The sequence below is a fragment of the Streptomyces sp. HSW2009 genome, from assembly GCF_040240285.1.
Lineage (GTDB): Bacteria > Actinomycetota > Actinomycetes > Streptomycetales > Streptomycetaceae > Streptomyces.
Genome location: NZ_JBEHZD010000188.1, coordinates 1 through 13,224, shown reverse-complemented (window position 1 = coordinate 13,224; position 13,224 = coordinate 1). Strand labels below are relative to the sequence as shown.

9 protein-coding genes are annotated in these 13,224 nt (G+C 70.1%); 4 read left to right on the top strand and 5 right to left on the bottom strand.

From position 1 onward, the window contains the following. On the bottom strand, positions 1 to 1,006 hold a 1,006-nt coding region (locus AAHZ94_RS16170), incomplete at its 3' end, for a hypothetical protein (RefSeq protein ID WP_349993585.1). A gap of 364 nt (positions 1,007 to 1,370) precedes the next feature. Between AAHZ94_RS16170 and AAHZ94_RS16165 the strand changes: the two genes are divergently transcribed. Further along, positions 1,371 to 1,982: a hypothetical protein gene (locus AAHZ94_RS16165; RefSeq protein WP_349993584.1), complete on the top strand. Its 612-nt coding sequence runs from the start codon at positions 1,371 to 1,373 to the stop codon at positions 1,980 to 1,982. Between the two features lie 267 nt (positions 1,983 to 2,249). Here the strand turns inward: AAHZ94_RS16165 and AAHZ94_RS16160 are convergent, their stop codons facing one another. The 3 genes from AAHZ94_RS16160 to afsR (AAHZ94_RS16150) form a co-directional block, all read right to left on the bottom strand. After that, the gene (locus AAHZ94_RS16160; RefSeq protein WP_349993583.1) at positions 2,250 to 2,432 is read right to left on the bottom strand and encodes a hypothetical protein; all 183 of its coding nucleotides are present in this window, start codon (positions 2,430 to 2,432) and stop codon (positions 2,250 to 2,252) included. 225 nt (positions 2,433 to 2,657) lie between these two features. Further along, complete coding sequence (locus tag AAHZ94_RS16155) at positions 2,658 to 2,918, bottom strand: hypothetical protein (protein ID WP_349993582.1); 261 nt, start codon at positions 2,916 to 2,918, stop codon at positions 2,658 to 2,660. A 218-nt stretch (positions 2,919 to 3,136) separates the two neighbouring features. Continuing rightward, positions 3,137 to 6,121: an SARP-family global regulator AfsR gene (afsR, locus tag AAHZ94_RS16150; protein ID WP_502964687.1), complete on the bottom strand. Its 2,985-nt coding sequence runs from the start codon at positions 6,119 to 6,121 to the stop codon at positions 3,137 to 3,139. Between the two features lie 939 nt (positions 6,122 to 7,060). On the opposite strand from afsR (AAHZ94_RS16150), the gene AAHZ94_RS16145 reads away from it, so the two are divergent. From AAHZ94_RS16145 to AAHZ94_RS16135, 3 genes are all read left to right on the top strand, one after another. Next, positions 7,061 to 7,564, top strand: coding sequence for a hypothetical protein (locus AAHZ94_RS16145; RefSeq protein WP_349993580.1), 504 nt, complete (start codon positions 7,061 to 7,063; stop codon positions 7,562 to 7,564). Then, complete coding sequence (locus AAHZ94_RS16140; protein ID WP_349993579.1) at positions 7,557 to 8,030, top strand: GNAT family protein; 474 nt, start codon at positions 7,557 to 7,559, stop codon at positions 8,028 to 8,030. Before AAHZ94_RS16145 ends, AAHZ94_RS16140 begins: the two co-directional genes overlap by 8 nt. A 187-nt stretch (positions 8,031 to 8,217) precedes the next feature. Continuing rightward, complete coding sequence (locus AAHZ94_RS16135) at positions 8,218 to 9,267, top strand: hypothetical protein (protein WP_349993578.1); 1,050 nt, start codon at positions 8,218 to 8,220, stop codon at positions 9,265 to 9,267. A 113-nt stretch (positions 9,268 to 9,380) separates the two neighbouring features. On the opposite strand, the gene afsR (AAHZ94_RS16130) is transcribed toward AAHZ94_RS16135, so the two are convergent. Next, positions 9,381 to 12,464 (bottom strand): SARP-family global regulator AfsR, encoded by a 3,084-nt coding sequence (gene afsR, locus AAHZ94_RS16130; RefSeq protein WP_502964686.1) that lies wholly within the window; start codon positions 12,462 to 12,464, stop codon positions 9,381 to 9,383. Positions 12,465 to 13,224 lie beyond the last annotated feature (760 nt).

The window sequence follows — 13,224 nt, the reverse complement described above, 5'->3', positions numbered from 1 at the left end:
CCGCGGGCCAGGTCCCCGGGGGGGGGGGACGGGTACCCGGCCTGGCCCCGACACCGGGGAAGGCGGGGGAGGGGCCCGATTGCCCGCCGCCCGCCGCCGCTGACCCGCTGCCCGCCGCCGTCCTGCCGCCCGCCGCTGCCCCGCCGTACGCGCCCCCGCCCGCCGCCGTCCTGCCGCCCGCAACTGTTCTGTCGCCCGTGCCGTCGTCCGTCGTCACCCCGCGGTACGCGTTCTCACCCGTCGTCGCCCCGCCGTACGGTGCGGCCCCGCCGGGCGCCGTGCCGCCGTACGCCATGGGCCCGCGGCGCCCCGTACCGCCCCCGTACGTCCCGTATCCCTGTGCCGCCCCGCGCCCTTGCGCCGCGCCGTACGTCCCCTGCCCCGTCCCGTACGTCCCTGCCGTCCCGTACGCGCCAGGGGTCCCGTACGGCGGCGTGGGGCCCGGGGTGCCGTCGTAGCGGCCGTCGAAGGCGGCGCGGGCGCCTCGGGCGCCGCGGGTACGGACGTCGTCGCGCGGCACCGCCCGTGGTGCGCCATCGACGCGGCGGGTGGGGCGTTTGGTCATCAGTGCGGCGGCGATCAACAGCAGGATCGAGCCACCCAGCGCACCGGCCACTCCGACGCCCAGGCCGTTGCCCTCGCCGTCCAGCACCAGGTGGCCGGTGGCCTGTCCCTGCCTGACCATCCACAACACCGTGAAGCCCAGCGCCACGAGGCCGGCCAACGCGACCAACGGCCGTACTCGCAGCGCCAGACCGAGCAGGGCGAGCAACGCGGCACAGAGCATCGGCAGCAACAGCGAGCGGAGGAGGGCCACGTCGGTTCCGGGCCCGCCGTCCCACCCGGTGAACAGGTCGTCGATGCGCACATCGCGACCGTGACGGCCGTCGTACCAGGCACGGAAGGGGCTCCAGACGACGGCCGTCGCTCCGATGAGAGCGATGAGGCTCCCGAAGACGTTGCGGACCATCTTCGACTCCTCGTCCTGTCGCGTCAGCGCCCTCACCACCCGACGCTACGCCCGTCCCGCCACCCCTGCCACGCGAGAAACACGCTCGGTGACGATGCGGGGGGAGTTGGTGAAGACAACAACCAAGGGGCGAGAAGGGAACCAATGTGCCCCCTGTGGCGTGGTGGAATGCAGATCCGCCACGGACGTTCGAGCGGCCCGGCTCCCGCCGGACGCGTCGCCCTGCGACGACCCGCCGACATCCGCGGCCGGATTCGCCCCCGCCACCGGCCGGGCCCACCGCGCCGCGGCAGGGCCCGCTCGTAGTGGGCGGCGCCACCTAGCTCTTGCCTTAAGCTGTCGTGCGCGCGTCAAGCGGTGGGTTATCGGCTTGAACCAGTCTTTTCCACGGGGGTATTTCATGCATACACGTCGTCGCCGCCATCTCCAGGTGGTGGCCATGGTCGCCGTCGTCTTCGTCGCCCTGACGGGGGCCCGCCGCAGCGGCGGCGGGGGCTGCGACGACAGCGGCGGCAGCAGTAGCAGTTCCTCGTCGTCCAACGGCGGCTTCGTCAACGGGGGCACCTCCGGCACCGACTCGACCTCGACCGGCACCAGCACCAGCACCTCATCGGGCGGCACCACCTACGACGACTACACCCCGAGCTCCGGCAGCTACTCGTCGTCCACGTCTTCCTCCTCGTCCTCGACCTCGTCGACGCCCACCGAGCCCTCCTTCGAGGCGGACGTCACCAGCGAGACCACCGGCAGCAACTGCCGCTACGACGAGGCGACCAAGCAACTCCAGTACGACATCACCGTCCGCAACCCGGCATCCACCACCACCTACGACTACTCCCTCACCGTCCGCTGGGAGAAGAGCACCGGAGGCTCCCTGATGGGCAGCGACTACGAGCGCGTCAAGGTCGCCCCAGGCCAGTCCCAGACGGTCACGATGACGAGCTATTACACCTTCACCGAGCGGACGTACTACACGTGCCGGGTGGTTAGTGCTTCGAAGTACAAGAGTTAGCGGCTAACGCGGGCCTTCTGCCCGCTGCTGTACGGGCGCCCGCGGCGGCTGGTCGGTGTTCCACTCGGCTAGCCGCCGCGGCGCGTGGAACACGAACCGCGTCTGCCTGAGGCGCGGAACCGATGGCGGTGCTGCGCTGGGGCGAGACGCGGTTGGTGGGGAACGGATGAAGCGGTGCTCGTGCAACTGCCGCCTACCGGGCAGGGGCCGGCTGGCAGGCGCCGACGTGGTGAAACGCTTTCTCCTAGCGGCCCACGTCGTTGGTCCTCAGTTGAGGACGGCGTCAGGGTGGCCGTCCATCGGTGCCACGGTCCCGGCATCGGGGTGTCCGTCCTGAACCTTGAGGACCACACTGTCGGGATGGCCGTCCGCGACCGCTGTGCTGACGGTGCCGGCGGACAAGGCGGCAGCGAACAGCAGGGCGACACATAGTTTTCGTGAAGACGACATTCCAACTCCTTGCCAGAGGCGTATTTGCTGTTCACTTAGTGAAACGTAAATGATCAATGGCGTCGGCTGCCATCGATCTGTTTGTCTTGAAGCCATCGGTGGTGGCGAGGTGGATATACCCAAAAACGAGAGGGGCCGGCACCGATGGCTCCCCCTCCTCGCCATCGATGCCGGCCCTCATACCGATCGACCCAACGCGCCGATCGCTAGTGGCGCGACGGCCGTCTACTGCGCCCCGTCAGGATGGTTGTCCTGGGTAGTGGCGCCGGCGTCGTCAGGGTGGTTGTCCTTCATGGTCACCTTCATCCCATCCGGGTGATTGTCCTGGGGCTTCACATCCGCGCCGTCAGGGTGGTTGTCCAGAGTGCTGACATCCACCAGGTCAGGGTGGTTGTCCAGCGGTTGGACCACGGGCCGCTTGCGCTTGGTAGCGCTGTCCGGATGGTTGTCCAAGGTGGTGACGACGTTCGACTTGGTGGTGCTCATGTTCTCTTCTCCCCGTTGATGTTGACGTGTTGCGCGACTTGCTGGAAAGCCGCCCGGCGGCTCCCCCGTGAGCCGCCGGACGGATATCGTAGGCCGCCTTGACGCGATATCGCGCGGCCTTATCCCCCGACCCGCTGTACCCCTTGGTGAGGCGGGTCGACGATATGAGGGTGGCGGGCGGCGATAAACGATTGATGAACGCGCAACGGTGCCGCAGGCTACGCGGCAGTGGCCGGCGTCAGCAGCAGGCGCACTTCTTCGGCCTCCGCGGCCCGCAGCCGCTCATGGATGGCGAGCGCCTCCGCCCAGCAAGCACGAGCGCGGTCGAGTTGACCGAGGCCCTGTAGTGCCTTGCCGAGCACCGTGAGTACCGTGCCACGCCGGTATTCGCCGCCGGCGAAACGCAGCGCGAGGGCACGCTCCGCATTGGTGGCGGCTTCGGCCGGGCGCTGCGCGGCCAAGTGCACCTCGGCCATCCGTGCGTGGGTGGAGCCCTCCCAGAGCCGCTGACGGTTGTCGCGGAACAGCGTCCGCGCCTCGTCGAGCTGCTCCAGGGCCTCGGCGTACCGGCTCGCCTGGAAGTACGCGAGCCCCATGGCGTAGCGGCCGTTGGCCACCCGCAGGCCGAGCCCCAGGCTGCTGTAGATGGCGACGCCCTCGGCCGCGAGCTTGATGGCGCTCTCGACGCGTCCCATGGCCGCGTGGGCCCGCGAGATGTTGCAGAGCGACCCGGCGACACCGGGCAGGTTGTCATCGGCCCGAAAGGCTTCGAGCGCGGCGTGGAAATAGCTCTCGGAGTCCTCGTGCCGCTTTTGGTAAAGGGCAATAATGCCCCGGTCATTGACGGCCTCACAGGCCGGCACCGGGTCTTCGACCGAGTGGGCGAGCAGAATGGCCCGCTGGGCCTCCACGTCCGCCTGGTCGAACCGGCTCGTCATCCGGTAGGTGTGCGTCAGCATCATCCGGGCCCGACCCTCGGCCCGGGCGTCTTCTGCCCGCTGGGCCTCCTTGCAGACGGACAGCGCGGCGAGTTCGTACTGCCGCGAGTTCGCACCCGACTCGGCCAGGTCCTTGGACGCGAGCAGGAGATCGGTGGCCCGGCGCAGCGTGTCGCCCACCGCGAACTGCTGGATGCTGGCCAGCAGGCAGCCCGCCTCCGCGAACAGCCAGTCGGTCGCCGACGTACGGTCGGGGAAGTCGAGGCCCGGCGTGTGGGTCGGCTCCAGGTGCGCGACCAGCCGGTCGCCGGGTCGGGCGTGCGTGAACACGTGCGCCGCGGTGGCCAGGTAGAAGTCGAGAAGCCGGGAGAGCGCCGCCTCCCGCTCGGACGGCGGCAGTTCGTCACGCTCCGCGCATGCCCGCGCGTAGAGTCGTACGAGGTCGTGGAAGCGGTAGCGGCCGGGCGCTGCGGACTCCAGCAGGCTGGTGTCGACGATGCTCTCCAGCAGCGATTCCGCGGTGTACACGTCGAGGTCGAGCACGGCGGCGGCTGCCGCGAGGGAGATGTCGGGACCGTCGGCGAGCCCGAGCAACCGGAAGGCGCGGGCCTGCTGGGGCTCCAGTTGGTCGTAACCGAGCTCGAACGTCGCCTTGACGGCGAGGTCTCCGGCCTGGAGTTCGTCGAGCCGGTGGCGCTGGTCGGCGAGCTTGCGCGCGAGGACGGAGACGGTCCAGGTGCGGCGGGCCGCCAGGCGCGAGGCGGCGATCCGGATCGCCAGCGGCAGGAAGCCGCAGGCGGCCACCACGTCCATGGCCGCATCGCGCTCGCCGGCGATCCTGTCCTCGCCGACGATACGGGTGAACAGGGCGAGCGCCTCTTCGGGACTCATCACGTCGAGGTCGACCAGGTGCGCGCTCTCCAGGTCCACCATCCGGGCCCTGCTGGTGATGAGCGCGGCACAGCCCTCCGTGCCCGGCAGCAACGGACGGACCTGGGCGGCGTCATGGGCGTTGTCGAGCAGGGTCAGGATGCGGCGTCCGGCGAGCGTGGAGCGGTACAGCGCCGCCCGCTCCTCCAGGGTGTCCGGAATGCTCTCGTCCGGCGTGCCCAACGCGCGCAGGAAGGAGCCGAGCACCGCGCCGGGCTCGGCGATCACGGGGCCCGCGCCCTGAAGGTCGACGTAGAGCTGGCCGTCCGGGAAGTGCTGGCGCGCCGCGTGAGCGACGTGCACGGCGAGCGTGGTCTTGCCGACGCCGCCGATGCCGGCCACTGCGGACACCGCCATCACGCTGCCCTCGGCCGTGTTGAGCTGGTTGCTCAGCTCGACCACGAAGCTGGCGCGACCCGTGAAGTCCGCGACCGTGGCCGGAAGCTGCGCCGGTCGTACGGAGGTGGGCAGGGCCTTCGCATACTCGTCCGGGGCGTGCGTGCTCAGGCTCGAATCGCCTTGCAGGATCCGCTGCTGCAACGCGGCCAGTTCGGGACGTGGATCGACACCGAGGTCTTCGGCGAGCAGCCGGCGGGTGTCGGCGTAGACGGCCAGCGCCTCGGCCTGCCGACCGCTGCGGTAGAGCGCCAGCATCAGCAGTTCGCGGAGCCGCTCGCGGAGTGGGTGTACGGCCGTCAGGGCGGTCAGCTCCGAGATCGTCTCGGTGTGGTGCCCCAATTCCAATTCCAGGTCCAGTCGCATTTCGACCAGGCTGATGCGCCATTCGAGCAGTCGAGTGCGCTGGTTGTCCACATAGGGTCCGGGCAGCCCCGCCAAGGGTTCGCCGTCCCACAAGTCGAGCGCCTGTGCGATGAGGTCGCGGGCGCTGGCCCGCTCACCCGCGGCCTTGGCCTTTTCTGCCTCTGCGGCAAGACGCTCGGCGTGGTCAAGGTCGAGGGCATCGGCCGCGACGCGCAGTGCGTACCCGCCTGACTCGCTGACCAGCGCTGCGGCGTCGTTGCCGAACGACTTCCGCAGCCGTGAGGCGTACGTGCGCAGCGTGGCGATGGCCGCCTCCGGCGGCTCGTTGCCCCACAGCCCGTCGACGAGTTCGGAAGCGGTGGCCGTGCGTCCGTCGCGCAACAGCAGCGCTGCGAGCAGGGCGCGTTGCTGCGGTGACCCGGTGCTCAGCGGTTCGTCGCCGCGCCGGGCCCGGACGGGCCCGAGCACGGTGAAGCGCAGTTGGCGCGCCTGCCCCTGATCGTCGCCCATGGTCTCCCCTTGCCGAGTGTCTGCGCATCGCTCGGGCCAGTTTGCCTTGTCGGCACCCTCCACGTCAGTAGGGGCCGGCGCTCTCCGGCGGGCCCACAAGAGTTGGCCGATTCGCAATATCTGCCGGTGCGGTAGACGTGTGGTGCGTTGTGTACCGGAGAGCCGATTCTCGTCGACTGATGCGGTGTCGAACTCTGTGGTTAACAACTGCTATCCCGCATCCATGGGGTGATGGGGATATATCTCTACTTCCCATTCCATAGTGGATCTTTACCGTCGGCTATGGCCGCACGGCGATCCGTGCTGGGGGTGTACTCCGGCCAGTTCATCGCGGTGAAAGCGGTGTCCGGACCCCCCGTGCGGGTCGGGCTACGGCGACCTGGTCCGTAGCGGCACCGTAGAACGTGTGCCGCGCGGGCGCCACAGGCAAGGCGGGACTGAGTGACCGTCAGCAACGTTCGCCCTGCCAACCGGGTCGCTCCACGGGGCCGCGGAACCGCGTGCGAGAAGCTGCCCCAGCCCGACCGGGCGCCCCACCCGCAGCCTGCCGCCAGCCCGCATGCGAGGCCGAGAAAGCGGCCGATTGGGGTGCGCCGCCCCATCGACGCCAGCGTTCGCGAATGCGACCATCAGGCCGCGGCACACGGCAAGTTGGCGCACGGACCCATACGGCGTATACGCGACGCGGACCCGCACCATTTCCCCCTGAAAGCACCTGCCGGATGGAGTGTCCGCAAAGTGCCGGTCCCTTTGCTGAGGGGCAGCATGTGTAGACGCCCCCTGCCGCTCCTGGCACGCTCACTTCTGAAGCGCTCGGCGGGTCGCGGGGAATGGTATCCGTCGAGTGTGGGGCCGGTATTCCTACTGGTTCTCGGCGAACGGGGGACCCGCCCGCGCCCATCGTCGCGGAGACGGGCGCGGCGCGGGGTCGCCCGTTCAAGCTCGGCGGAACGGGGGCGCCTGCTGCATATACCTGTTGTTTGGATTGATTGAGGCCAGTTGATGAGGCTCGTCGCGTACCGCAGTTCCGATGTGTCGCTGCTCACGGGATATCGACTGCCGGGTGAGCTCCTTGGGGTAAGGCCCGCCGGATGGTCCGACGCGGCCGAACCGCACCGGATCGCCGACCCGTGGGCGCGGCGCGACGAGCGCCTCTACGTCGTACGCGACGTGGCCTATGTGCGCTACACCGACATCGACTGGGCCAGCGGCCGGGCCCGCCTTGAGATCGGCCCGCGCGAGCGCGCGCAGCCCACCGAAGGGGACGGGGCGGGGCCCGAACACGCCGAAGACCTGCTGGCCGAGCTCGTCGACGCGGCCGTCACGCACGGGCGGTGCGTGCTGAACCTGCGCCGCCTGCACGGCTGGGTGACGCCGGCGGCCGGCCCGCCGCTGGCGCCCCTGCGCGCCGCCGGATTCGTCTGGGAAGCGGTCGTCCCGCGCGGCTGCCGGTACGAGGGGAACGAGGTGGAGCGGGAGATGTGGGGACTGGTCGCGCATGGCTGACCCCATCCCGATCGACCTCACCGACAGCATTCACCGACTGCGCCAACTAGTCGACTCCGGAAGCGGATTCCTCGGCCTCGAACCATCGACCCAGCACGATCAATGGATGCTCCACCGGCTCACCCAGATGCACGCCGCGCTGTACGTCGCCGAAAGCGGAACGCTCCTGGGAAGCGCCCCCAATCCCGCCAATCCGCGCCAAGCACAGGTGGCGGTCGCGGCGGACGACTGCGCCGCACTGCACGCACTCCTCTCCCATTTACGGAAGACCGCGCACACCACCTCATTCACGGCCACCTCATGCAGTACCGACACGAGCCTTCCGGCCCTGCTCGACTGCGGATTCCAAGAAGTGGGCACGCTGCGCGGCCATGTGTTCCGGGCCGGCGTTTATCGCGACGTGCACCTGTACTACGCCGCGGAATGCGACCTCCGCCCCGGTGACTCCGGCACCCGCCGCGGCTAGCCGTACCGGGTCAGTACGCGCATCTCGCCACGGCCGACGAGCCGTCGCGCACCCCCTCCGCCAGCAGCGCGCGACGGCGACCACCCCGCGTACGGCATTCGCTTATCGGACGGTTAGCGTCGTGCGTCACCCTGGTGGGAGACGGGGGCTGACGCGGAGGGGAGTCATGAGGCCGAACCAACCGGGCGTGACCCACAGCACGACGACGATGCGGCTCTACCAGCACGCCGTGCGCGAGGGAGGAGTCGAGCCGCTGCACGCGGCGGAGTTGCTCCGGGTGTCCGACGAAGAGGCCGCAGCCGCGGTGAGCCAGTTACGCGAACTCGGCCTCCTGCGCCGGCAGTCCATCGCCCACACCCGCCTGGTGGCCATCAACCCGCAGACCGCGGCGGCCGAGCGGGTCGGCCCGCGGGAGCACTCGCTGCGCGCGGAACAGTCCCGACTCGCGGTGCAGCGCGCCGCCATCGAAGCCTTCATGCCCGTCCACCTGGAAGCCGCCATGGGCCAGGACCCGGCGGAAGGGGTGGAAGTGGTGGACGACCCCGAACTGCTGCACAAGATGATCAGCGAGATGACCGAGGTCTGCCAGGTCGAAGCCTGCGTCATCCAACCCTTCGGCATCCGCACCCAGGAGGAAGCCGACCGCGGCCTGCCCAAATACCTGGAACTGCTCGGCCGCGGCGTCGCGCAGCGCACGCTGTGCCAGCACAGCACGCGGTACAGCAGCATCACCAAGCAGGGCGTCGCCGACCTCTGCGCCGCCGGCGCCGAGGTCCGCACGCTCGACGTCCTCCCGCCGCGGATGATCGTCATCGACCGCTCGCAGGCCATCCTCCCCGGCCCCGACGACGCCGAACTATCCGTCGTCGTACGGAACACGGCCCTCGCCCGCTACCTGGCGGCCGTCTTCGACACCTTCTGGATGACCGCGGAACCCTTCGCCGGACTGCACCAGGGCAGCCGCGAGCGCGAGATCTCCCGGGGCATCGACTCCGCCATCACCAGACTGCTGGCCACCGGCGCCAAGGACGAGGTCATAGCGCGCCGCCTCGGCATATCCCTGCGCACCTGCCGCCGGCGCATCGCCCACCTGATGGACGACTTCGGCGCCGACAGCCGATTCCAGGCGGGCTACCTCGCCCGACAGTACGAGGAGGAGAGCGGCACCGCCCCTGCCGGGCCGCCGCCCACCCCCGCACTGTGCGCGGTACCGGAGGCGGCGGCCCAGGCGAGCTGACCGGGGGGCCGCAGCGGGGGCGGCCCGGCCGCCATCAGTACGACCTGACCACAGCGGGACGGCCCGGACCCATCAGGAGGGCAGGGCGGCCGGACGCGGGGGAGCAGGGCGTGTCATGTCGGCAGCCCGGGGACGGCATGCACGGAAAGCGGATCAGCGAAGTCCGCCAGGAGCTGGCGCACTTCAGCGGCCTCGACCGTATTCAGACGCTCATGGACCACGAGGGCCTCCTGCCAGCACACTCGCGCCCGGTCGAGCTGCCCCAGGCGTGCCAGAGCGGTCCCGAGCGTGGTGAGCACCGTCGCCCGCCGCCAGGCGCCACCGATGTTCTCGATATGGGTCAGCGCCTGCTCGGCGTGCGAGGCCGCCAGCGCCGGGTGCTCAGTCAGGTAAATGTCGGCCATCCGGTACATCGTCATCCCCAGCCACAGGGCCTGCCGGTTGGTCCGGAAGACGACGAGCGCGGCGGCGAACTGCTCCAACGCCTTCTCATCCGACCTGGCCTTGGCAAGCGCCAGACCATATGCGTACAGGGCATTGCCCAGGCGCAGCGAAGCCCCTTGCTCTTGGTAGATGGCCAGCGACCGGCTGGCATGCTCGACGGCCCGCTCCACCTGGTCGATCGCCGCGTAGACGTGCGACAGGTTGGCAAGGGAGCTGGCCTCGCCGGGACGGTTGCCATCGGCACGGAAGGCATGCAGTGCCTGCGTCAAATAGCTCTCGGCGACATTCCACTGGCGGAGATAGATGGAGACGATGCCACGCTCATTCAGCGATTGTCCCTGCGTCACCGGGTCGTTGACCTCCGCCCCGATACGCAGCGCGCATTCGGCCTGCTCCATCGCCTCGTCGAACCGGCCGGCCAGACTGTGGGTGAAGGTCAACACCGTGCGCGCCCGCCCTTCCGAGCGCGCGTCTCCGGCCAACAGGGTGGAGCGGAGTATCTCGGCCGCGGTCTGGAGATAACTCGGGGAGTGCGCGCCCGTTTCGGCGAGGTCGCGCGAGGCCTGCAACAGGTCCACCGCACGCCGCAGGGTGGCGCCCCATGCCAGTTGCCGAGCGGTGGTCAGCACGGCCGTCGCCTCGACGTGCTGCCACTCGACCCCGGCGCGACTGTCAGCGAAGGTCAGCCCCGGGTAAGCGGTCGGACCCAGATGATCCACCACCCGATCCCCCGGCCGACTCAGCGCGTACACCCCCATCGCCGTCGCCAGATAGAAGTCGAGCAGCCGGGAGAGCGCCGCTTCCCGGTCGGCCGGTGGGTGGTCGGATTCGGCGCGGGCGCGCGCGTAGAGGCGGACCAGGTCGTGGAAGCGGTAGCGGCCCGGCGTCGGGGTCTCCAGCAGGGAGGCGTCGACCAGCGATTCGATGACGTCCTCCGCCTCGGGCGTCGCCAGGTCCAGCAGGGCGGCGGCGGCCGGCAGCGAGATGTCCGGCGCGTCCGGCAGCCCGAGCAGGCAGAACGCGCGCGCCTGCCCGGCATCCAACTGGGCGTACCCGAGCCCGAAACACGCGGTGACGGCCAGGTCACCCACCCGCAACTCGTCCAGCCGGTGCCGCTCGTCGGCGAGCTTCCCGGCCAGCGTGGCCACGGTCCAGTGCCGCCGGGTGGCCAGCCGGGCGGCGGCGATCCGGATGGCCAGCGGCAGATGCCCACAGGCGGCCACCACCGACGCGGCTGCCTGGTGCTCGCCGCCCACCCGCCGATGCCCCACGATCCGGGTGAACAGCGTGAGCGACTCCGCCGGAGTCGTCACGTCCAGATTGACCAACAGCGCACCGTCCAGAGCGATCTGGGTACGGCTGGTCACCAGCGCCGCGCACCCCTCCGCGCCCGGCAACAACGCCCTGACCTGCCCCGCGTCCCGCGCATTGTCCAGTAGCGCGAGGACCCGGCGGCCGGCCAGCGTGCTGCGGTACAGCGCCGCACGCTCCTCCACCCCGTCCGGAATCGCCTCGTACGGCACGCCCAGGGCGCGCAGGAACGAGCCGAGCACCACCTCGGGCTCGACAGCCCCGGGGCCGGCACCCTGAAGGTCGACGTAGAGCTGGCCGTCGGGGAACAGGTGCCTGGCGGTGTGTGCCACGTGCACGGCCAGCGTGGTCTTGCCGACGCCGCCTATCCCCGCCACGGCCGCGACCGCCGTCGCCGGCGCGGCGGCCGAACCCAGATGGTCCGCCAGCTCCGCCACCAGCCGGGTGCGTCCAGTGAAGTCCGCCACCGCCGCCGGCAACTGGGCCGGCCGCACCATCGGGCTCCGCGCGGTCCCGGCACTGGCCCGGGCCGGCGGGTTCAGCGCCGGATCGCCCTGGAGGATCTGCTGCTGCAACGCGGACAACTCCGAGCGCGGGTCGACGCCCAACTCATCGGCGAGCAGCCGCCGGGTGTCCGCGTACACGGCGAGCGCCTCGGCCTGCCGCCCGCTGCGGTACAGCGCCAGCATCAACAGTTCGCGCAGTCGTTCCCGCAGCGGATGGGTGGCCGTCAGCGAGGTCAACTCGGCGACGCAGTCCGCCGGATGGCCTGTCGTGAGGTCCAGTTCGAGCCGGCTCTCCAGCAGGCCGATGCGCCACTCCTCAAGCCGCCGGCGCTGTGTGGTGGCGTACGGGCCCGGCACCCCGGCCAGCGTCTCGCCGTGCCACAGCTCAAGGGCCTGCTGGAACAGCTCCTTGGCGCGTGACAGGTCGCCGCCGGTCCGCGCCAGGTCGGCCTGGGTACGTAACTCCTCGGCCCGCCCCAGGTCGAGCGCCCCGCCCGGCACCTGCATCGCATAGCCGCCGGACTCGCTGACGAGCACCTCCGCATTCGCCCCGAACGACTTGCGGAGCCGCGACGCATGGTTGCGCAGTGCGGCCACCGCGGCGTCCGGCGGTTGTGCGCCCCACAGGTCGTCGATCAACTCGGGGGCCGTCGCCGTCCGTCCGCGGCGCAACAACAACGCGGCGAGCAGCGCGCGTCGCTGCGGTGACCCCACGTCGAGCGTCTCGCCCCCACGGCACACCCGTACCGGACCCAGTACGCAGAACCGCAGCTCAGAGCGGTCACCGGCGGACGATCCAGCAGCTTCGGCCGGACGTTCCGCACCACCGTGTGGACGCGCGGCCCGTACGGAACCGTCGGTACCGACCGGCGCCCCCTCCTGCTCCGCACGCGGTGTCCCGCCCTCTCCCTCCCGCGGCCGACCTTCACCCGCCATGTCTTCCCTCCCCAGGCATAGACCAGCGCAGTGCCAGTCAGTTTGCCTTCTTTGGCCGTCCGACAGAGCGGAATAGTCGGGGACTGCTGCCCCTGACACCCGACCATGGCTCGATGCGCATGATCGGACGGCGACTCCTGGTGTGACGACTGTTCTTGATGGTGCAGTTGATGCTGTCGCGACCCTTTGTAGCGGTCAGTAGCTGCTAGTAGCGATCCATAGGAGCCTCCTCGGCCCGGTCTGGGACTGCCTGGTGGGGTTGGGGCGGTTTGGGTGTGCGGTCGCCGGCGGCGAGGTGGAAACGGGTCATGGGCGTGTCGTGGGGTGGGTTCTGGGGTGTGGAGGGGTGGGTGTGGGGGAGTGGGGGGCGTGCGGGGTGGAGGGTTGGCGTTCGGCGGGATGGGTGGGTGTCCGGGCGGGCGGCGGTGGGAAATTTTGGAATACGCATAAACGGGGCGGAGGTGCGTTTCCCGTAGTAGGGGAGAAGTCGCGCATCGTCTTGGATCGTCAGGCTCTGCTGGTCGTACGCCGTATTTTCGCTGGTGGTGAGGGCTGGATGGCTGCTCAACTAAGGTCTTCCCTTCGGGAATTGATCTTCCTGCTACGGAAACAGCACGACTTAACGTCCTGTTCATGGTTGAGAAAGGCCCCCGGCCCCAGGCCGGAGACACGGTACGGAGCGTCGTGGGGCGGTTTGGGTGTGCGGTCGCCGGCGGCGAGGTGGAAACGGGTCATGGGCGTGTCGTGGGGTGGGTTCTGG

Excerpts from the sequence above, each read along its gene's own strand:
- AAHZ94_RS16145 (WP_349993580.1), top strand. The coding sequence starts at position 7,061 with ATGAGGCTCGTCGCGTACCGCAGTTCCGATGTGTCGCTGCTCACGGGA.
- AAHZ94_RS16165 (WP_349993584.1), top strand. The coding sequence starts at position 1,371 with ATGCATACACGTCGTCGCCGCCATCTCCAGGTGGTGGCCATGGTCGCC.
- AAHZ94_RS16140 (WP_349993579.1), top strand. The coding sequence starts at position 7,557 with ATGGCTGACCCCATCCCGATCGACCTCACCGACAGCATTCACCGACTG.
- AAHZ94_RS16155 (WP_349993582.1), bottom strand. The coding sequence starts at position 2,918 with ATGAGCACCACCAAGTCGAACGTCGTCACCACCTTGGACAACCATCCG.
- afsR (WP_502964686.1), bottom strand. The coding sequence starts at position 12,464 with ATGGCGGGTGAAGGTCGGCCGCGGGAGGGAGAGGGCGGGACACCGCGT.
- AAHZ94_RS16160 (WP_349993583.1), bottom strand. The coding sequence starts at position 2,432 with ATGTCGTCTTCACGAAAACTATGTGTCGCCCTGCTGTTCGCTGCCGCC.